The sequence below is a fragment of the Myroides odoratus genome (assembly GCF_965118575.1).
GTDB lineage: Bacteria > Bacteroidota > Bacteroidia > Flavobacteriales > Flavobacteriaceae > Flavobacterium > Flavobacterium odoratum_B.
Genome location: NZ_CBCPHW010000006.1, coordinates 157864 through 179676 on the forward strand (window position 1 = coordinate 157864; position 21813 = coordinate 179676).

The 21813-nt window shown below is 35.0% G+C and carries 18 protein-coding genes; 15 read left to right on the forward strand and 3 right to left on the reverse strand.

The genetic code is table 11. From position 1 onward, the window contains the following. A complete protein-coding gene (locus ACMHJ2_RS07105) occupies positions 1–723 on the forward strand; it encodes a TIGR00730 family Rossman fold protein (RefSeq protein ID WP_413512254.1) in 723 nt (240 codons plus the stop codon). A 78-nt stretch (positions 724–801) separates the two neighbouring features. On the opposite strand, the gene rlmD is transcribed toward ACMHJ2_RS07105, so the two are convergent. After that, on the reverse strand, positions 802–2214 hold the full coding sequence (gene rlmD, locus ACMHJ2_RS07110) for a 23S rRNA (uracil(1939)-C(5))-methyltransferase RlmD (RefSeq protein WP_413512255.1): 1413 nt from the start codon (positions 2212–2214) through the stop codon (positions 802–804). Between the two features lie 484 nt (positions 2215–2698). Here rlmD and pfkA point away from each other — a divergent pair, with 484 nt between their 5' ends. From pfkA to ACMHJ2_RS07130, 4 genes are read left to right on the forward strand one after another with little or no spacing between them, the layout of a single operon-like run. Further along, positions 2699–3685 (forward strand): 6-phosphofructokinase, encoded by a 987-nt coding sequence (gene pfkA, locus ACMHJ2_RS07115; RefSeq protein WP_413512256.1) that lies wholly within the window; start codon positions 2699–2701, stop codon positions 3683–3685. A 25-nt stretch (positions 3686–3710) separates the two neighbouring features. Next, positions 3711–4712, forward strand: coding sequence for a type I glyceraldehyde-3-phosphate dehydrogenase (gap, locus tag ACMHJ2_RS07120; RefSeq protein ID WP_413512257.1), 1002 nt, complete (start codon positions 3711–3713; stop codon positions 4710–4712). An 11-nt stretch (positions 4713–4723) separates the two neighbouring features. Beyond that, positions 4724–5569, forward strand: a complete 846-nt coding sequence (locus ACMHJ2_RS07125) for a BadF/BadG/BcrA/BcrD ATPase family protein (protein WP_413512258.1) — start codon at positions 4724–4726, stop codon at positions 5567–5569. Positions 5570–5576: 7 nt separating this feature from the next. Next, positions 5577–5942: a methylglyoxal synthase gene (locus tag ACMHJ2_RS07130; protein ID WP_413512259.1), complete on the forward strand. Its 366-nt coding sequence runs from the start codon at positions 5577–5579 to the stop codon at positions 5940–5942. A 77-nt stretch (positions 5943–6019) separates the two neighbouring features. On the opposite strand, the gene ACMHJ2_RS07135 is transcribed toward ACMHJ2_RS07130, so the two are convergent. After that, a complete protein-coding gene (locus ACMHJ2_RS07135) occupies positions 6020–6403 on the reverse strand; it encodes a Rid family detoxifying hydrolase (protein ID WP_413512260.1) in 384 nt (127 codons plus the stop codon). Between the two features lie 14 nt (positions 6404–6417). Further along, a complete protein-coding gene (locus ACMHJ2_RS07140; protein WP_413512261.1) occupies positions 6418–9111 on the reverse strand; it encodes a putative LPS assembly protein LptD in 2694 nt (897 codons plus the stop codon). 123 nt (positions 9112–9234) lie between these two features. Between ACMHJ2_RS07140 and ACMHJ2_RS07145 the strand changes: the two genes are divergently transcribed. From ACMHJ2_RS07145 to ACMHJ2_RS07190, 10 genes are all read left to right on the forward strand, one after another. Continuing rightward, complete coding sequence (locus ACMHJ2_RS07145; RefSeq protein WP_413512262.1) at positions 9235–10371, forward strand: N-acetylmuramoyl-L-alanine amidase family protein; 1137 nt, start codon at positions 9235–9237, stop codon at positions 10369–10371. A 57-nt stretch (positions 10372–10428) separates the two neighbouring features. After that, a complete protein-coding gene (locus ACMHJ2_RS07150; protein WP_413512263.1) occupies positions 10429–11358 on the forward strand; it encodes an MlaD family protein in 930 nt (309 codons plus the stop codon). A 64-nt stretch (positions 11359–11422) separates the two neighbouring features. Then, positions 11423–12748: a 4Fe-4S dicluster domain-containing protein gene (locus ACMHJ2_RS07155; protein ID WP_413512264.1), complete on the forward strand. Its 1326-nt coding sequence runs from the start codon at positions 11423–11425 to the stop codon at positions 12746–12748. Positions 12749–12806: 58 nt separating this feature from the next. Then, positions 12807–13598 (forward strand): (Fe-S)-binding protein, encoded by a 792-nt coding sequence (locus ACMHJ2_RS07160; protein ID WP_413512265.1) that lies wholly within the window; start codon positions 12807–12809, stop codon positions 13596–13598. 2 nt (positions 13599–13600) lie between these two features. Beyond that, complete coding sequence (locus ACMHJ2_RS07165) at positions 13601–14086, forward strand: ABC transporter ATPase (protein WP_413512266.1); 486 nt, start codon at positions 13601–13603, stop codon at positions 14084–14086. A gap of 381 nt (positions 14087–14467) precedes the next feature. Further along, positions 14468–17365: a glycoside hydrolase family 3 N-terminal domain-containing protein gene (locus ACMHJ2_RS07170; RefSeq protein ID WP_413512267.1), complete on the forward strand. Its 2898-nt coding sequence runs from the start codon at positions 14468–14470 to the stop codon at positions 17363–17365. A 107-nt stretch (positions 17366–17472) separates the two neighbouring features. Further along, positions 17473–18603, forward strand: coding sequence for an N-acetyl-alpha-D-glucosaminyl L-malate synthase BshA (bshA, locus tag ACMHJ2_RS07175; protein ID WP_413512268.1), 1131 nt, complete (start codon positions 17473–17475; stop codon positions 18601–18603). 117 nt (positions 18604–18720) lie between these two features. Beyond that, complete coding sequence (locus tag ACMHJ2_RS07180; RefSeq protein ID WP_413512269.1) at positions 18721–19596, forward strand: helix-turn-helix domain-containing protein; 876 nt, start codon at positions 18721–18723, stop codon at positions 19594–19596. 66 nt (positions 19597–19662) lie between these two features. After that, a complete protein-coding gene (locus ACMHJ2_RS07185) occupies positions 19663–20379 on the forward strand; it encodes an ankyrin repeat domain-containing protein (RefSeq protein WP_413512270.1) in 717 nt (238 codons plus the stop codon). A gap of 19 nt (positions 20380–20398) precedes the next feature. Further along, positions 20399–21748 carry an amidohydrolase gene (locus ACMHJ2_RS07190; RefSeq protein ID WP_413512271.1) on the forward strand — a complete coding sequence of 450 codons (1350 nt, stop codon included), beginning with the start codon at positions 20399–20401 and terminating at the stop codon, positions 21746–21748. Positions 21749–21813 lie beyond the last annotated feature (65 nt).

Consider the following 21813-nt stretch of genomic DNA (forward strand, 5'->3'; position numbering starts at 1 on the left):
ATGAAAGAAAATTTAGGAAATGAGGAGGAAAAAATCCAAGATAAGTTCACACAAAAATCTTGGACAGAGATTAAAACTAATGATTCATGGGGGATTTTTAAAATCATGTCTGAATTTGTTAATGGGTATGAAAAAATGGGACGTATCGGCCCTTGTATTTCTATTTTTGGTTCAGCGCGAACAAAAAAGGAGGATGCAAATTACCTACTAGCGGAAGAAATTGCTTTTAAAGTTAGTAAAGCAGGATATGGTGTGATTACAGGTGGTGGACCAGGAATTATGGAAGCCGGAAATAAAGGTGCTCATTTAGGACAGGGCGTATCGGTTGGTTTAAATATTGAATTGCCTTTCGAACAGCATTTTAATCCATATATTGATAGTGATAAAAACATTCAGTTTGACTATTTCTTTGTTCGCAAAGTAATGTTTGTCAAGTATTCGCAAGGATTTGTTGTTATGCCTGGAGGATTTGGAACGTTGGATGAATTATTTGAAGCGATTACGTTAATCCAAACCAAAAAAATAGCTAGGTTTCCTATTATTTTAGTAGGAACTGAATTTTGGGGTGGCATGTTAGATTGGATCAAAAAGGTAGTGTTGGAAAAATACAATACGGTTTCACCCGAAGATCTAAATTTAATTCAGTTAGTTGATTCCGCTGATGAAGTAGTAGAACGCATTGATGCTTTTTATAAAAAATATACCTTGAAACCAAACTTTTAAAGAAAGTGAATTTCAGATCGTACAAAAAAATCCAGCGTATTTACGCTGGATTTTTTTTATGAATATTTTAAAAGTGAACTATTTTAATTCCAATTGAACTACATTTTCCACGTGGTGTGTTTGTGGAAACATGTCAACTGGTCTAACTTTAGTTACTTTGTATTTCGGATCTAATAAAGCTAAATCTCGGGCTTGCGTAGCTGAATTACAACTAACATATACGATGCGTTTAGCAGCAACTTTTAAAAGCATATCGATCACATCTTTATGCATACCGTCTCTCGGTGGATCCGTAATAATCACATCTGGATGACCATGTGCAGCAATGAATTCGTCGTTAAATACGTTTTTCATATCTCCTACAAAGAAATCACAATTAGTTATCTGGTTGCGTTCTGCATTGATTTTAGCATCTGCAATCGCCTCAGGAACCGCTTCAACTCCTACCACTTTTTTCGCCTTTTTAGATACAAATTGTGCAATAGTTCCTGTACCTGTATATAAATCAAATACCAATTCATTTCCAGTTAACTCGGCATAATCACGGGTAATTTTATACAATTCATACGCTTGATCTGAATTGGTTTGATAAAAAGATTTAGCATTAATGCTGAATTTTAATCCTTCCATTTCTTCCAAAATATAATCGCGCCCATGATATAGAACTACGTCTTGATCATAAATTGTATCATTGGCTTTTCCATTAACCACGTATTGCAAAGACGTTATTTCAGGGAATTGTGCCGCTAGGTGATCCATGAGTAATTCTCTTTCTTGTTGGTTGTCATAGAAAAACTGAATCATCACCATTATCTCCCCAATAGAACTCGTGCGAATCATTAAAGTACGCAATAAACCTTCTTGTTCTCTTGGATTGTAAAAAGACAACTGGTGTTCATTTGCAAATCTTCTGATTTCATTTCGAATTGCATTGGATGGATCTTGTTGTAAATGACACTTTTGGATGTCTAAAATCTTATCCCACATTTTTGGAATGTGAAACCCAAGTGCATTTTCTTTGCCAATTTCGTCACCGCTTGCAATTTCTTCCGGTGTTAACCAACGAGCATTTGAAAAGGAAAATTCCATTTTATTTCTATAAAACAGGGTCTTTTCAGAACCTAAAATAGGTTCAAATTCAGGTAGTTCAATTTTTCCAATTCGCTTCAGGTTGTTTTGAACTTCTTGGTTTTTATAAAACAACTGTTGCTCATAAGACATATTTTGCCATTTACATCCCCCACAAGCACCGAAATGTTGACAAACAGGCTCAATTCTGTTTTTAGAAAAGCTGTGAATTTTTATAGCAATCCCTTCATAATACGCTTTGCGCTTTTTAACGGTTTGAATATCAATTACATCTCCTGGAACAACATTGGGAATAAAAATAACTTTCCCATCAGGAGCTTTAGCTACCGAAACGCCTTTTGCACCTGCATCAAGGACTTCTACGTTTTCGAATACGATTCTTTCTGTTCTCTTTCTTTTCATGCCACAAAAATAGCTTTAATTTCCATTATTTGTTTTTTTTTACCGTTTTTACAAATGAACTCCATTTAGTTGTAATTAATTGATTTGCATTGTCTTATTGTTTTTTTTGTTGCGTATTTTATAATTTATACTAATTCTATTTTAGGATACTAAATAGAGAGGGATTAATTTGGGAAGGATAGGTCTATGGTTGTATTAAAAAGAAAATAGACGTATAAAGCAATTCGCAGTTTATACAAAGGTTTTTTAAATCTAGTAAATATAATTAGATTATGTAATTGATTTTTAAGTATATATGTATGTGTTGAAAAATTAGTTCACGAATTAATTAACAGGTAGGGTAAGGGTTCAAATAGATAACTAATTTTTGTATAAAAAATAGAAGGCTTTTAACAAAAATATAATAGACACCAGTGAAATAAATAGCGTTTACTCATTGATTTAATCTAGCGTATTCCTTAAATTTACTAAAAAGAAAGTAATTATGAGTAACCTTATAAGAAAGATAGGGGTTTTAACCTCTGGTGGGGATGCACCTGGTATGAATGCAGCAATCAGAGCTATTGTTCGTACCTGTTCTTACCATGATGTAATGTGTGTTGGGGTATTTAGAGGATTTCAAGGTTTAGTTGAAGGAGATTTCGAAGTGTTAGGTCCGCGAGATGTGAATTATATTATTAACAAAGGAGGTACCATTTTAAAAACAGCCCGTAGTGCTGTTTTTAGAACAGAAGAAGGACGAAAAGCGGCATACGAAAATTTAAAAAACGCACAGATTGACGCCTTAATTGTAATTGGCGGTGATGGTAGTTTTACAGGGGCTATGCTATTGAGCAAAGAGTTTGATATTCCAGTTATGGGAATCCCTGGTACGATTGATAATGATATAAATGGAACCAGTCACACCATCGGTTTTGATACGGCATTGAATACCGTAGTGGATGCGGTAGATAAAATCAGAGATACCGCAAGCTCTCATAAGCGTTTGTTTTTTGTTGAGGTGATGGGACGTGATGCAGGACATATTGCTTTAAATGCAGGAATTGGAGCAGGAGCAGAGGAGATTATTATTCCCGAGGAAAACATGGGATTAGAACGCCTACTGGAATCCTTAAAGAAAAGTAAGGAATCCGGAAAATCTTCGAGTATCGTTATTGTTGCAGAAGGAGAAAAACTCGGAAAAAATGTATTTGAATTAGGAGAATACGTAGAGGAGAATTTACCTGAATATGAAGTGCGTGTATCGGTTTTAGGCCATATGCAAAGAGGAGGAGCTCCTTCGTGTTTTGATCGAGTTTTAGCGAGTCGTTTAAGCGTGAAAGCAGTGGAAACCTTATTAGAAGGAGGGAAAAATTACATGGTTGGTTTACTTAATAATCAAGTGGCTCTAACTCCCTTAGAACACATCGTAAAGGGACATACTGCTGTAGATGCAGAATTGTTGCGCGTAGCAGATATTATTACCATTTAATTTAGAATTTAATAAAAAGCAAAATATGAAAACAAGAGTTGGAATAAATGGATTTGGACGTATTGGACGTTTAATGTTGAGAGAAGCTGTAAAGAGAAATGATATAGAAATTGTGGCTGTGAATGATTTAATGGCAGTAGAACAATTAGCATATCTAATTAAATATGATTCGGTACATGGTCGTTTTGAAGGAACGGTTGATATTGTAGATGGACATTTAATTGTCAATGGTAAAGAAATTCGTGTAACTGCTGAACGCGATCCTTTAGTGTTGAAATGGAATGAGCTTCAGGTTGATGTTGTTGCGGATTGTACGGGAATATTCAAAGATCTAGAAGGCGCACAAAAACACATCGATGCGGGGGCTAAAAAAGTATTGATTTCTTCTCCTTCACCAGATGCACCTATGTTTGTGATGGGAGTGAATGAAAAGGAATTGAAAGCAACGGATACGATTGTTTCAAATGCCTCATGTACAACCAATTGCTTAGCTCCTTTAGCCAAAGTATTAGATGATTCTTTCGGTATTGTTGAGGGGTTGATGACTACCATTCACGCGGCAACTGCAACACAATATACCGTAGATGGTCCTTCTAAAAAAGATTTTAGAGGTGGACGTTCTGCTTTAGTAAATATTATTCCTGCTTCTACAGGAGCAGCTAAAGCAGTTGGTAAAGTAATTCCTGCCTTGAAAGGAAAAATAACAGGAATGTCTATGCGCGTGCCAACTGCAGATGTATCTGTTGTGGATTTGACCGTGAAATTAGCCAAAGCAACTACCTATGAGGATGTGATGGCTGTTTTCAAAAAAGCGAGTGAAAACGAATTAAAAGGAATTATGGCCTTCGTAGAAGACGATGTCGTTTCTCAAGATTTCGTTTCTGATACGCATACATGCATCATTGATGCAAAAGCAGGGATTGCCTTAAATGATACTTTTTTTAAATTTGTTGCCTGGTACGATAATGAATATGGTTATGCCGCTAAAATGGTAGATATGGCTGTCTTGTTAACGACTGTAAAGTAATATAAAATCAAATGAAAATAATCGTCGATAGCGGTTCTACAAAAGCAGATTGGATTTTTTTTGATCAAAATAATAAAATAATAACTTCGGTGACAAGCCTCGGGCTTAATCCCGAAGTTATTACTTTAGATGAGTTTTATACTCGTGTAAATACTGTACCTGATATTGTGAAGAACAAAGATCAAATCAAGCAACTTTTCTTTTACGGATCGGGTTGTGGATCAAATCGCAGTAAGAATACAGTAAGGGATTTCTTTGCGAACTATTTTGTCAATTGCCAATCGATTAACATCCATGAAGATACGTATGCGGCAGTATACGCAACAACAGGTAAAAATGAAAAGGGAATTGTTTGTATTAATGGTACGGGGTCGAATGTATCGTATTACGATGGTGAAGTTATTCATCAAAAGATACAATCTTTAGGATTTATGGCTATGGACGATTGTAGCGGAAGTGCCTTAGGGAGACTCATGATAAAAGCTTTATTTTTAAATTATATGCCTGTTGAATTAGCGAAAAAATTCACACAGAAATATGATTTAGATGCGGATGTTGTAAAGTATAATTTCTACAAAAAGGAAAATCCAAATGCCTATCTTGCTTCTTTCTTACCTTTTTTAATCGAACATAAAGACCATGTTTTTTTTCAAGCGATGATTCAAGAACAAGTTGTTTTTTTTGTAGAACACTATATTAAAAGCCACCCAGAATCTAATACAGTACCGGTTCATTTTGTTGGTTCAGTAGCTTATTTTTTACAGGATGAATTTAGATCAGTGTTGCATAAAAATGGAATAAAGGTTGGCATGATTATTCAAAAACCTTTAGATGGATTAATAGACTATCACAAATAGAATAAAAATGGAAATAGCAATAATTGCCCACGATGGTAAAAAAGATGAAATGGTTGCTTTTATAAAAAAGAATAAAGCCGTTTTAACAAGAGAAGGTGTGACATTGATAGCAACCGGAACAACAGGAGGTATTGCTCAAAAAGAAGGTTTTGAAGTTTTGCGTATGCTTTCAGGCCCTTTAGGAGGGGATGCACAAATTGCTGCTCGGGTGGCGGAGGAAAAAACCAATATGGTTTTGTTTTTTAAAGATCCCTTAGGAAAACATGCACATGAACCTGATATTAATATGTTACTTCGCGTATGCGATGTACACAATGTGCCTTTAGCAACCAATGAAGCGAGTGCTCAATTGTTGTTAAACGCAATACAATAAGCTGAAACCTTAGTTTAATTTGACATAGATTTTAAGAAATAAAAAAGTCCCTAGGGACTTTTTTTATTTCTTATCATTTATTTCGTAGCAATCATTGAAATTTCAACGTTGACATTACGCGGTAATTTTACCACTTGAATACATTCTCTTGCAGGCGCTGTTTCAGGTACAAAAAAGCTACCATATACTTCATTAACTTTAGTAAAATCGTTCATATCCGTTAAGAAAATAGTTGATTTGACCACATTTTCGAAAGTCATTCCAGCTTCAGTTAAAATAGCTTTTAAATTAGCCATAACTTGGTTGGCTTCATCCTCAATACCTGTAGTAACTAAAGTTTCAGTTGCTTGATTAAAAGGGATTTGGCCGGATATAAAAAGTAAATCACCAACTAATACAGAATGATTATAAGGACCAATAGGTTTAGGTGCTTGATTGGAATTAATGATTGTTTTTTTCATGCGTATAAATTGAATTAAAAGTAGCGTTTATCTGGTGCTTTTCGTTTTTCCCACTTAATATCACTTAACATAGAGGATTTGATTCCAATAAAGAATCCCCAACTCGTATAGGCTCCAATAGGTACCCAGGTAAAGTCCATTCTCCAGCTTAATAAATCTCGTTCAAAGCGAAGTTGTGTAAAAGTAACTCCTTTTTGAACAAAGTCATAACCAGAAGAAAAACCAATTTTCCAACGAGGTGTAAGTTCTAAGTTTCCAGACATCATCACTGTATTATTAGCAATTTCATTTTGACGAGCTGAATTATTATACGTTAAGGAATAAGCGAAGGTTAAATCCCAAGGTAATTTAGCATTGTAAAACCCTTCAAAAGGACGATCTTCTTTATCATCACCAAACATACTTTGACGATTATCACCTAAATTCCCTGCTTGACCAAATAAATCATCGCCACGTCCTCCATTATCTACTGAATTTTGATTTGGTTTTTCAGAATTTCCAAATAATGGATCATTACTTGACATGGACCAGTTGACAGTTACGTTAGCACTAGTTAAACGAAATAAACTCCCCCCATTGTTGATATTGAACATGTCAATTCGTTGGTTGTTGTTGTTCAAAGCATAAGGGTCTAAAGTAGCACCTAAGTTGATTTGCATTTTGTCTTTAAAAAAGGCTGTACCTGTTGATACACGTACGGGCGCCCATTTCAAGGAATCGGCAGACATATTATAGCTTGTACTAAAGTTCAAGTTATTTAATAACATCTTTTTTCTAAAGCCATCTTTTTCTTCGTCATCGCGAACTTTTGCTTCGAAGGTATTACTTAATCCCATATTCAACATACTGGAATTCATTCTACCTGGAGCGCCGAATAAGCCGCCCTGAAAACGCGTATAATCTTGCATTGTTAACCCCGTTGCATCTATACTATACGTATCGTAATATTTGTCAAAACTCGGCGTATAAGAATAACCAAGCGTAGGACGCATTACGTGTCTAATGGCTTGGATTTTACTACTCTCTCCAAAATTAAAGGTACCGTATATGGTTGTACCAACAGAAGTATTTAAATTATAGGTGCTAAAGCGATCGAATCCATTTACGCGAACATCATCTACGCGATTGGTTTCGGGATTATATTGTTTTTTAATGGTATTAAATACCCATGTTTCATTGTAGGTTCCTCCTGCAGTAACTGAAAAATATTTGAATAATTTAAAGTTTGTAGTAAGTGGAATCGTGTGTTGAAAACCTGAATTTAAACTGTCAAACATGGGCTGCTTGAAGAAATTATCTTCGTGAATATCAACGCGATTTTCTCCTCTTAGGTTATAGGAAAGATTTAAGTTTTTGATTAGTCCTTTTTTGGATCCATTCTTTGGTGCAAAGGGAAACATTCGATCTACACTGGCCTGAAGCGTAGGTAAAGACATATTCACGCGTCCTGTATTGGTGGATTGTGAATGTGTTGCCGAAAGGGACATATTAACTTGAGGGGTACTTTCAAAAGTTTTAGAATAACTGATGGAAGAGTTCATTGTATTGTTTAAGGAAGCTCCTACATTATAGGAGTTATTGGATTGTCTGAAATATTGACCACTACCCATGTTTACAGAGGCTGAAAAGCGAGAACCTGGATTGGATTTTGCATCCTGAGCGTGGTTCCATTGAATGTTGTAGATGGTACTTTTTTGGTAATCCGGTAATCCTCTTTCACTGAATACGTTGTTTTCATACCGAACTAATACACGACCGTTATACTTATACCGTGTCGCATAGTTACTACTAGAGCGCAAAGCCCAGCTTCCATTGGTATAATAATCCCCTTGAAGGGTTAAATCCGCTCTTTCACTCAATGCAAAATAATATCCTCCATTTTGTAGGTAATACCCTTGCTGATTTGTTTCTCCAACACTTGGAATAATAAAACCGGATTCCGCTTTTTCCGACATAGGGAAAAAAGCAAAAGGCAATCCCAGTGGAGTAGGTACGCCAGCAATCACCATATTTGTAGGTCCGACCACTACTTTTTTATTAGGTACAAACTTTACTTTTTTCGTTTTGAAGTAGTATTCAGGATCATCTAAATCTTTGGCCGTAGTAAAGATTACATCCTGCATAAAATACACGGAGTCATTCTCTTTTTTCGTCATCCCAGATTTGATGTTAAACTCACCTTGAGACGTTCTGGACTGCCAAACTAAAGCACGTTGTGATTTTGTATTGTAAACAATAGAGTCAGGTTCAACTACTTGTCCCCCTTGTTTAAAAACGGGTGCTTGACTCAAATTACCTAAACTATCTTTGATGCGTCCTGCATAAATTTGATTCTGTTCGTAATTGAATATAATGATACCCGCCGTTAATTCGAAATCTTGATATTTGATTTCCGCTTCGTTATATAGCGTGATCTGTTTTTTCTTCTGATCTAATTTATTGTAATCTTTGGCCTTGCGATAGACAATATCTTCTAAATAACCTTTTGTTGGCGGTTTAATAGTGTCTTTCGGACTCTTTACTGAGGCTAAAGAGTCTTGGGTAGGTACAATAGTATCTGAGGCCAAACCTGGGAGTAGATTGGAATCTTTGTTGTTGACTTTCAGTGAAGTATTTGTTTTGTTGAACTCCTGAGCTTTAACTCTAGGGAATGAAAATATCCCTAAAACAAACAAAACTATGACGATATTGAAAATATTAGTACGCAAATCTATGAATATGTGCTATTTTTGTAAAATCAAACCCGTTGTTTTTAACGTGTCAAACTTACATATATTTTTTCTGAAAAATGTAATTTAATTTATATTAAACGAATTCTAAAGGACTTTTTTATGAACAATAGCGTTGCTAAATTACTGATAGTATTTTCTTTCCTATTCATTACTGTTGCTACATTAGGGCAAAATAAAAAATTTAAAGTAGTCTTAGACCCCGGGCATGGAGGTAAGGATACTGGAACCAATCATTTAGGTAATGTTGAGAAAGACATTGTTTTAGCTGTAGCTTTGGAAACAGGGAAGATTCTCGAGAAATATAAAGATATCGAGGTAATTTATACCCGTAATAAAGATGTTTTCGTAGAAGTAAAACAGCGTTCTGTAATTGCTAATGACAAAGAAGGAAATGTTTTTGTTTCTATTCACTGTAATGGGGTTGATGGCAATTCAGCTTCAGGAACAGAAACTTATGTAATGGGTTTGAGTAAAAATAAATCCAATTTGGATGTAGCAAAGCAAGAAAACTCGGTGATTATGATGGAGGATGATTATAAAACGAAGTATGCCGGTTTTGATCCTAAAGCACCCGAATCTATTATAGGACTGACTTTAATTCAAGAAGATTACATCCACCAAAGCATTGATTTAGCAAGTAGAGTACAAGATGGGTTTACCTATGATTTGAAGCGAAAGAATCGAGGAGTCAAACAAGGGCCATTCTGGGTGTTACACGGTGCGTTTATGCCAAGTATATTGATTGAATTGGGATTTGTATCAAATAAAGAGGAAGGGGCTTATTTATCTTCTAAAAAAGGACAGCAAGAGTTAGCTGAATCTATTGCAAAGGGAATTATTGAATACAAAAATGCGTATTACGGAGGCGATGCTACCGTAAATACACTACCAGCAAAGAGCTCAACTTCATCTGCTTCTAACACCACTACTACTGTTAAAACGGAAAAGACTAAGGAAAGTACACCAGCGAAAGTAACAACAAAAGGGGTTGTTTTTAAAATTCAAATTGCGGCTAGCACCCGTGTTTTAGAGTTAAAACCTAAGAATTTCAAAGGACTTAGTAACCTTTCAATGGAAAAAGGAGCAAAAGTAAATAAGTATTTTTACGGTCAAACCTCGGATTACACGGAAGCTAAAAAATTACTAGAAGAAGCTAAAGCAAAAGGACATAGCTCTTCTTTTATTGTAGCTTATAAGGATGGTAAGAGTATTTCAGTCGATGAGGCGTTGAAATAAACATTACTTTTTAAAAAATAAAAGTTTAATTTTGCATGTATATAAAAATATAGAGTTTTGAAAATATCTAGAGAAATTAAAACAGCTATTTTAGTATTAGGAGCCATTGCTTTATTTATTTGGGGATATTCTTTTTTAGATGGAAGAAATATTTTTGATAATAGTACTAAGTATTATGTTGAATATGATAACGTTGAAGGATTAACAACATCTTCTAATGTTACAATTAACGGTTTGGTAGTAGGAAAAGTATCACGTATTACTATCAATCCACAAACAGGTAAGTTAATTGTCGAATTAATGATGACACATCCTATTGATATTGCAAAATCAAGTGTAGCAACAATTTATTCTCCTAGTTTATTGGCAGGAAAGGGAATTTCCATAGATCCAAAATTTGGAGAGGCAGATTATGCTGAATCGGGACAATATTTAAAAGGAGAGGTTCAATTTGATATTACAGAAAAATTAGTAGGTGAATTAGAACCCTTGAAAAATAAGCTTGATGCGGTATTAACAAATGCAAATGCGATGTTAGTTGCCGTTAATGGCGTTTTAGATGAGCAAATGCAAGCGGATTTAAAATCAAGTGTTGCAGAATTGAAAGGTACCTTAGCTGGAGCAAACAAATTAGTGACTGGTATTGAACCCCAACTAAAAGGGACGATGAGCAATTTAAATGTGATGAGCGAAAATTTTGTGGGCTTATCCGAAGAGTTGAATCAATTGGATATCAACGGAACTTTTACTAACTTACAGCATGCATCCGCTAATATTGATAAGCTTTTGGCTGGTATTGAAAATGGAAATGGTTCGGTAGGAAAGTTATTAAAAGATGAAGAACTATACAAAAATTTGACCGGAGCTTCAAAAGAATTAGAACAATTACTGCGCGATTTAAAAGAAAATCCGAAACGCTATATTCACTTATCGGTGTTTGGTAGAAAGGCGACACCTTACCAAGAACCAGAAGCAAAAATAGAATAATTGAAATTTAGAATCAATCTAACAAAAAAAACTAACAACTTTACAGAAACAATTTATTACAACTATGCAGTATTTAGGCCAAGCATTATTTTTACTACTCCTTATAGTTGGATTTGGTTTCTTTATTCGAAATGTAAAGAAATTAATCCGCAATATTAAGTTAGGTCGTACCATTGACCGCACTGATAGACCTAAAGAACGATTGCGCAATATGATTCGTGTGGCTTTGGGACAATCCAAAATGGTCAAACGTCCTATACCCGCAATTTTGCACTTATTTGTGTATGTGGGATTTGTAATTATTAATATCGAAATGCTCGAAATTATTGTCGATGGATTATTTGGTACACACCGTGCCTTTAGTTTTTTAGGCGTAGTTTATGATGTATTAATTGCCTGTTTTGAAGTATTAGCTTTCTTAGTTATTTTTGGTGTTGCTGTTTTCTGGATACGCAGAAATATCCTTAAAATCAAACGTTTAAATCAACCTGAATTGGATGGTTGGGCAAAACGAGATGCCAATAATATCATTTATATTGAATCTATTTTGATGGTTTTTTTCCTGGTGATGAATGCCGCAGATCATTATTTACAATTGAATAATTATCCGCACTATATTTCCGCAGGTTCTTTTCCAATATCAGGTTTAATCGCGCCTATTTTTAATGGAGTTGATTTGGCTACTGTTGCTTTTATTGAGCGTTTTTGTTGGTGGGCACATATTATAGGAGTCATGTTTTTTATGAATTACTTATACTATTCTAAGCACCTACACATCTTCTTAGCTTTCCCTAATACCTATTATGCAAATTTAAACCCACAAGGAGAATTTGATAATTTGGAGTCAGTTAGAAAAGAAGTTGCTTTGATGATGGATCCAAATGCGGACCCCTTTGCGGCACCTACTGAACCTGTAGGGGAACCTGAAAAGTTTGGTGCACAAGATATTATGGACTTGAGTTGGGTTCAATTGCTGAATGCCTATTCTTGTACAGAATGTGGAAGATGTACTTCATCTTGCCCTCAAAATACAACTGGAAAAAAATTATCTCCTCGTAAAATCATGATGTCAACCCGTGATCGTATTGAAGATGTAAGTAAAATATTAGATGCAAATAACGGGAAATTTGTTGATGATGGTAAAACATTGTTAAACGATTATATTACCCCAGAAGAATTATGGGCTTGTAATACATGTAATGCATGTGTAGAAGAATGTCCAATCGATATTAGTCCTTTATCTATTATTATGGATATGCGAAGATTCTTAGTAATGGAACAAAGTGCTGCACCAAATGAATTAAACAATATGATGCAGAATATTGAAAACAATAGTGCGCCTTGGCAGTATAACCAAATGGATCGCTTGAACTGGAAGGACGAAAACTAATTAACTAACAAAAATAAATTGACAATTGCTGTTGATTTAAAATAGACACCAATAAATTATGTCAGAAAATTTAGTAGTGCCTACAATGGCCGAGATGATGGCAAAAGGAGAACAACCTGAGGTTTTATTTTGGGTAGGTTGTTCAGGTAGTTTTGACGATAGAGCAAAAAAAATAACAAAGGCATTTGTAAAACTTTTGAATAAAGCAAAGGTACCTTTTGCGGTACTTGGTACAGAAGAAGGTTGTACAGGTGATCCTGCAAAACGCGCAGGAAACGAATTTGCATTTCAAATGCAAGCCATGATGAATATTCAGGTATTAGATGCCTATGAGGTTAAGAAAATTGTTACGGCTTGTCCGCACTGTTTTAATACAATCAAAAACGAATATCCTGGGCTAGGAGGAAAATACGAAGTTGTACATCATACCCAATTTTTGAAATCACTTTTAGATGAGGGAAGATTAACCATCGAAGGCGGAAGTTTTAAAGGAAAGCGCATTACATTCCACGATCCTTGTTATCTAGGACGTGCGAATCACGTCTTTGAAGCACCTCGTCAATTAATTGAAAAACTAGATGCTGAATTAGTAGAAATGAAGCGTTCTAAGTTGAATGGTTTTTGTTGTGGAGCCGGTGGCGCACAATTGTTCAAAGAACCTGAACACGGTAGTAAAGAAGTGCATGTTGATCGAACAGAAGAGGCGATTGAAACAAATGCTGAAATTATTGCTGCTGGATGTCCTTTCTGTAATACAATGCTTACAGACGGGGTAAAATTTAAAAACAAAGAGGGCGAAGTTAAAGTACTTGACGTTGCCGAATTAATTGCAAACGCAGAAGATTTATAACTATGTTTAAGCCATTTGAAGAAATGCCTGATCATTCAAGAGTTTGGATTTATCAGTCAAATAGAAAATTCTCTGAGGAGGAGGTACAAGATATTGACGAAGTATTAAGTCGTTTTACGGAAGAGTGGGTGGCGCATGCTACACCCTTGACTTGTTCTTATGAAATTAAATACAATCGCTTCATTATTTTAGCGGTTGATCAAGATATTCACCCAGCTTCGGGTTGTTCTATAGATGCTTCTGTACGTGTTATTCAAGATATTGAACAAAAGTACAGTGTAGATTTGTTGGATAAAATGAATGTGACCTATAAAACAGGAGATTTTATTGCTTTTAAGACATTAATAGAGTTTAAACAAATGGTAAAAACAAAAGCAGTTTCTGCAACTACCATTGTGTTTAATAACCTAGTTAATGATTTAGGTGAATACAGAGAATTCTGGGAAGTTCCCGCCGAAGAGAGTTGGCACAGCCGATTTTTTAGATAAAAAGTAGTAACATCCGAAAAAATAGTTAAATCATCGTCAATTTTTTGACGGTGATTTTTTTTATTTTGGGTTCAAATATTTTTAAACATTCACTTATTATTTCCGTTTTTTTTAATTCCAAAAAAAACGGAAATATTTGATTTTAAAAAGGTTGTGTTTTTGAAATTTAGTTTAAATGAAATTTTTTATTTTGAGGATGCTAAATTTTTATTTATTTGATTAAATATTTTAATGCAAAATTGATAAAATTATAAAGTTATGTCAAACGAAACTTAGCATACCTTCTTTTTTAAGTAAAGTAGATTTGCTAAGTTTGCAAGTAGACAAAACCATTGCGTAGTTATTTGCCGGTGATTGTTGTTTTTAAAAGCTAAAAAATCTATGAGAAAAATAGTAGTAATCATCGTCTTATTATTTTCGTTTTTGTCTTTCGGACAAGCGAAGACCGATATATATTCTAAAGAAATTCAACAACGTCAATGGGTAGATAGTGTTTATAATTCGATGTCTTTAGATCAAAGAATTGGACAACTCTTTATGGTTGCTGCTTATTCAAATAAAAATGAAAAACATATTCAAGAACTTGAGAATTTAGTAAACACAAATTATGTGGGAGGATTGATTTTTTTCCAAGGTGGACCACAAAGACAGGCCTCTATAGCGAATCGTTTACAAAAGCAAAGCAAGTTACCTCTATTGGTTGGAATTGATGGAGAATGGGGGCTTAGTATGCGGTTAGATTCAACCTATAGGTTTCCTTTTAATATGACTTTAGGAGCTGTTCAAAGTTTGGATTTAATTGAAGATCTGGGAAAAGCAATGGCTAAACAGTCTAAGCGTTTGGGGATACAGTTTAATTTTGCACCTGTTGTAGATATTAATATAGATCCAAGTAATCCTATTATCGGCGTACGTGCGTATGGTGAAACAAGAGAAATTGTAACGGATCGATCCTTAGCGTTTATGCGTGGTTATCAAGGAGAAGGTCTTTTTGCTACAGCTAAGCATTTTCCTGGACACGGAGATACATCTAGTGATTCTCATTACAAATTACCTCTTATTGATTTGGATAAAGATCGTCTCAATCGCGTTGAGTTATATCCGTATAAGAAATTAATTCATGCAGGGCTATCGAGTGTTATGGTTGCTCATTTAAATGTACCCGCCTATGAACCGAATGATGCTATTCCAAGTTCTTTATCTTATAATGTAGTGACTAAGTTATTGAGAGAAGAATTAGGATTTGAAGGGCTTATTTTTACGGATGCATTAAATATGAAAGCTGCTTCATCTTATCTGACACCTGGTGAGGTTGATTTAGCTGCTTTTAAGGCAGGGAATGATTTATTGCTGTTTTCTGAAGATGTAGCAAAGGCATCTACAAAAATAAAAGAGGCCTATGAAAAAGGAGATGTAACAGAAAGTAGATTAGCGTATTCCGTAAAAAAAGTATTAGAATATAAGTATAACGTAGGGTTGACAAAATCTCCTCTAATTAAGAGAGAAAATCTTGTTGCAGAATTGAATGCTTCCGAATATGACGATTTAAATACAAAATTATTTAATGAAGCCATTACCATCGTAAAAAACAATGGGAGAGTTTTACCTATTCGCAAATTAAATCAAGAAAAAATTGCCTATGTGCGATTAGGAGATGATGACAGTACACCATTCCTAGAAATGATGCGTAATTATACCGATATAGAAGTAGTTTCAGATACTGTATTGGATCGTTTGGATCAGTTTTCACTCGTTGTTATAGGCTATCATAAAGTGGATAACCCTTGGAGAAATCACAGTTTTTCTGCTACTGAAAAGGAAACAATAAAACAAATAGCAGCCAAGAATAAAACAATTCTAGTTTCTTTTGCTAAGCCCTATGCTTTATCTGATCTTCAAGAAGAAATAAAAGATTTAGAAGCTTTAGTTGTGGGGTATCAAAATAATCAATTTGCTGAAAAAGCTGCCGCACAGATTCTTTTTGGTGGTCTGGGAGCAAAAGGTGAATTGCCAGTAACCATTAGCAATAAATATGATGTAGGTACGGGTATAAAAACGAAACCTATTCAACGTTTGGGATTTTCAACGCCAGGAAATGAAGGATTGGATCCTTTAGTGCTAACTAAAATTGACAGTATTGCACAATATGCTATCGCGAATCAATTAATGCCAGGGGCACAGATTTTAGTGGCTCGTCATGGAAAGGTAGTCTATAATAAATCATTTGGTTATCATACCTACAAAACAGAGTACCCCGTTAAAAATACAGATTTATACGATTTAGCCTCTTTAACTAAGATTTTAGCCACTTTACCGATGGTGATGAAGTTGTATAGTGATCAAAAAATTACGATGCAATCTAAGTTTGGCGATTTAATACCAGAATTTAGAAAAACAGATAAAAAGGACATTACGTTAAAAGATCTTTTGACGCATCAAGCTGGATTGGTTGCGTGGTTGCCTTTTTATAAGAATACATTAGATAGCAACAACCGTCCTGATCAAAATTTATATCGCTTGCAATATTCACCCGATTTCCCAACCCAAGTAAGTGAAAATTTATTTCTTAAAAAGGGATATACCAAAGAGATGTTAGAAGAAATTGCCCATACTAAATTGGCTAAAAAAGGAGAGTATAAGTACAGTGACTTGGGCTTTATCTCCTTAAAAGAGTATATTGAAAAAACCTATCATTCTACGTTGGCTCAATTGGTTCAAGATAAATTTTATGCCCCTCTTGGAGCGAATCGGTTAACGTATTTGCCTTTACACAAATTTGATATTCACGAGATTCCACCAACAGAAGAAGATGCGTATTATCGCTATACCACTGTGCAAGGCTATGTGCATGATATGGGAGCAGCTATGCAAGGTGGAGTAGCTGGACATGCTGGGCTTTTTGGTACGGCTTTAGATGTCGCTAAAATGATGCAACTTTATTTAAATGAAGGAGAGTATGGTGAAGAACGATTTTTTTCTAAAGCTACATTTGAAGCGTTTAATAGTTGCGTTTATTGTGAAAAAGGCAATAGAAGAGGCATTGGTTTTGATAAACCTCAACAGAAGGGAAAACCAGGACCTACTTGTGGTTGTGCTTCTTTAACGAGTTTTGGACATACAGGATTTACTGGAACAATGACTTGGGCTGATCCCGAAAAAGACTTGATTTATGTGTTTCTTTCCAATCGTACGTATCCAGATTCAAATGTAAACCGCTTATCCAAAGAGAATATTAGAGAAAATATTCAACAGGTTATTTATGAGTCAATTATAAAATAAGGCAAAGTAAATGGTGTGTTAAATTAGTGGAAAGCTATAAATCTGTGGGAAAAGTTTATATTGATTATAAATAATTCGAAGTATCTTTAAGACCAAATTATTCATATATGAAAATCGCAATCGTATGCTACCCAACTTTCGGTGGAAGTGGGGTTGTAGCTACAGAGCTAGGTTTAGAACTAGCAAAAAGAGATCACGAAGTACATTTTATTACCTATAGTCAACCCGTTCGATTAGCTTTATTAAACCCAAAGATTCACTACCATGAAGTTAATGTACCTGAATATCCCTTGTTTCACTATCAGCCTTATGAATTGGCTCTATCTAGTAAACTAGTTGATATTGTAAAGCTATTTAATATTGATGTTTTACATGTACATTATGCCATTCCACATGCGTATGCGGGCTATATGGCAAAACAAATGCTGAAAGAAGAAGGCATCAATTTACCCATGATTACTACGTTACATGGAACAGATATTACTTTAGTTGGAAATCATCCTAACTATAAAACAGCGGTAACCTTTAGCATTAACCAGTCTGATTTTGTAACCTCAGTTTCTGAATCTTTGAAACAATCTACCTATGAATTGTTTCAGAGTAAAAAGGAAATTTGTGTCATTCCAAATTTCATAGAAGTGAAAGATGTGGATTGCTCAGAAACTCCTTGTCAGCGAAGTGCAATGGCAGAAAAGGGAGAATTTATTATCACCCATATCAGTAACTTTAGAAAGGTAAAACGCATTTCGGATGTCGTTAGAATCTTTCATGGAATTCAACAGGCACTTCCTGCGAAGTTAATGTTGGTAGGAGATGGTCCTGAGAAAGAGAAAGCAGAGCGTATAGCTATGGATTTGGGTATTTACGACAAAATTATTTTCTTTGGAAACAGTACGGAAGTGAATCAAATTTTAGGTTATTCCGATTTATTTTTATTGCCATCAGAAACAGAGAGTTTTGGACTAGCGGCACTAGAAGCAATGGCGCTTGGCGTGCCTGTTATTTCAAGTAATACAGGAGGTTTACCTGAAGTTAATGAACATGGAGTTTCGGGTTATTTAAGCAATGTAAAAGATGTTGATGACATGGTTAAAAATGCCTTGGCAATCTTAAAAGATGAAGATACGTTATGTCGTTTTAAAGAAGGTGCAAGAAAAACAGCGAAGCGTTTTCAGATTAGTGAAATATTGCCAATGTATGAGGAATTGTATGAAAAGGCAGTTGCATTAAAAAAATAAGAAGATAAGATTCTTATCCATAAAGTATAAAACTCGTTTCTTTTTGAAACGAGTTTTTTTTTTGATTATCTTGTTGAGAAATAGTGCAGTAAGATATAGAAACTAAGGTTCATTCAGATGAAGAAACAATTGCAGGATATAGAAACGTGGAGTAAGCTAAAAATAATAGGAGAAGAAACCTGGGATATCACTTTATTTGAGCAGAGAGAAAAAGGAAAAAGTGATTTGGTAATTCCACATATGCACGATTTTTATCTTATTCTTTTTGTAGAACAAGGAAGTGGATTCCATGAGATTGATTTTTTGCGTTTAGATGTCAAGCCTTTTCAGGTTCATTTTCTACGACCTCAACAGGTGCATTATTGGAAATTAGCAGAAGATACCCTGGGGTATCAATTGATGTTTTCTGCGAGTGCTATTCATTTAATCAATCATTTGAGTGTATTGCCGTTTTTTCAAATTGATGTTCCTCCTGTTTTACAGTTGACTCAGGAAGAATATATAAATTTGCATCAAGAATTAAAAATTCTCCTAGAAGTATTACCTAAGACAGAGACCATTGATAGAGAAATAAGTATTTTGCAGTTTTTCTTGTTGCTAAAAAAGATACAGCGCTATTACCTTCAGTCTTATGTTGATTTGGAATTACAAGTGGGGGATGTTAAAATACAAGAATTTAAAGCCTTATTGGAGATTTATTTCAAAACGCAGAATAAAGTGGCTTTTTATGCAGACAAGCTCAATATTACCCCTAATTATTTAAATATACGCACAAGGAAGATTTTAGGTACATCTGCGAGTCATTGTATACAACAACGCATTATCTTAGAAGCAGAGCGTTTGTTGATAACTACCGCATTATCGATTAAAGAAATTGCTTTTGAATTGGGATTTCACGATACGGGATATTTCAATCACTATTTTAAAAGATCGACAAATAAAACACCAGGACAATTTAGAGAAAGTTATAATTTTTACAATAAAGCGCTGTAAAAACACAGCAGCTTTTAGGTAGGTTGCTATTACCTTTGAATAAGAATAATTAAAACGATAAGCCTTATGATTAAAAGTATAACCCATTTCTTAACCTTGTTTTTTGTCGTAGGACTTTCTACAAATCTAATGGCAAGTTGTTCGGATACAAATACAAAGGAATTAGAAAGTATGAGGATTACTACCAAAGAAAAAGACTTGTTTCAAGCTGTTCAAAAGAATAATTTAGTTTCAGTAAAAGAAATTTTAGCTGCCAAAACGGTTAGTATAGACGTGAAGAATAGCAAAGGGGAGACCCCTTTGATGGTAGCAACTTATCTAAAGTACAATGCCATTGCTTCCTATTTAATGGAGCAAGGTGCTGATGTAAATGCGCAGGACTCCGTATTAAATAGTCCTTTTTTATATGCAGGAGCAGCTGGAAATCTTGAACTTGTACAAAAAGCACTAGCACACGGTGCTGATTTTACTGTTTTCAATCGCTATAATGGAACTGCTTTGATTCCAGCTGCCGAAAAGGGGCATTTAGAAGTAGTACAAGTATTAGTTAACACGCCTAATTTTCCAATTAATCATGTCAATCGCTTGGGGTGGACTGCCTTAATGGAGGCAATCGTATTGAGCAACGGTGGAGCAGTGCATATTGCTATTGTTCAAGCTTTAATTGAAGGAGGCGTGGATGTAAATATTCCCGATCACGACGGAAAAACGCCTCTGTATTATGCAAAAACCAAACGATACACGGACATAATAAAATTATTGGAAGCAGCAGGTGCTCGTTAAACATTTAACTAATGAATTGATGAATAGAAAAGAATTTTTGCATTTAACAACTGCGGCAACGGGAGGTTTCTTTTTTGGTGGAGCAACGGAATCAGCAGAATCAAAAGGAGTGAAAGAAAAAGATACAAAAAGGAGAGAATTGGTTACAGAAGAATATATACTGATTAATGCTCGTTTAGAAGAATATTTTATATACAACGAGAAAGGACAAGTAAAAGCCACTCAAACAGGCTTATATGACCTCCATATTAAAGCAGGAAAGATAGTGTCTATAACTAGGGCAATAGGTAGTGTTTATGTCTTGCCTAGGTGGGATGCAAAAGGTAAATTGTTGTTGCCAGGATTGAGAGATATGCATGTTCATATTGACAAAACATTTTATGGCGAACCTTGGAACGCTGAGCCTTTAGGCGCTAAAACAGTCAAAGATATGATCGCTTTAGAACGTCGTATTTTACCTGATTTATTACTTCATTCTACTGAAAAAGCGGAAATGGCCATTGATTTAATGAATAGCAAAGGCACTTATTTTGCGAGATGCCAAACCAATATAGAACCAACCAGTGGATTGAAAAGTTTAGAAAATCTACAAAAAGCTTTGGCAAATAAAAAAGAGGCAATCCAAACTGAAATTGTCGCTTTTCCACAACATGGTATTTTATATTCAGATGCTGAGGGAATTTTGCGTGAAGCTGCCCAAATGGGCGTGGATTATATTGGAGGATTAGATCCTACGACCGTAGATGGCGATATGAAAAAGTCACTGGATGTTATGTTTCAGATTGCTTTAGATTATGATAAAGGCATTGACATTCACTTGCATGAAGGCAAAGCTACGGGTTTGCCTGCTATTGAATATATGATAGCCAAAGTAAGAGAGAATAAAGCCTTACAAGGCAAAACTTTTATCAGTCATGGATTTGCTTTAGGTCAATTAGAAGTAAAGGAAACGGAAGCAATTGGCGAGCAATTGGCAGAAGTAGGCATAGGTATTATATCAACTGTACCTTTAGGTAAATTGAATATGCCTCTTCCTATGTTGTATAAGCACCAGGTACAACTAATGACGGGTACAGATAGTATCATTGATCATTGGTCCCCTTTTGGGTCTTGTGATATGTTAGAAAAAGCCAAATTAACCGCTGAATTGTACGGTTGGAGAGATGAATTTACATTGAGTCGAGCCCTGCAAATCGCAACGAAGAATCAGCTTTTACCGTTAAATGCAGAAGGTAAACAAGTGTGGCCCTTAGTAGGAGATGAAGCTAGCTTTATACTCGTAGAAGCTTCCTGTTCCGCAGAAGCAGTAGCGAGAATACCAGTAAGAGAAGCTGTTTTTAATAGAGGAAAATTAGTGTACTTTGTTTAAAAACAAACAGCAAACTAAATAGAAACAACAAACTAAATAGAAACAACAAACTACATAAAACCAAC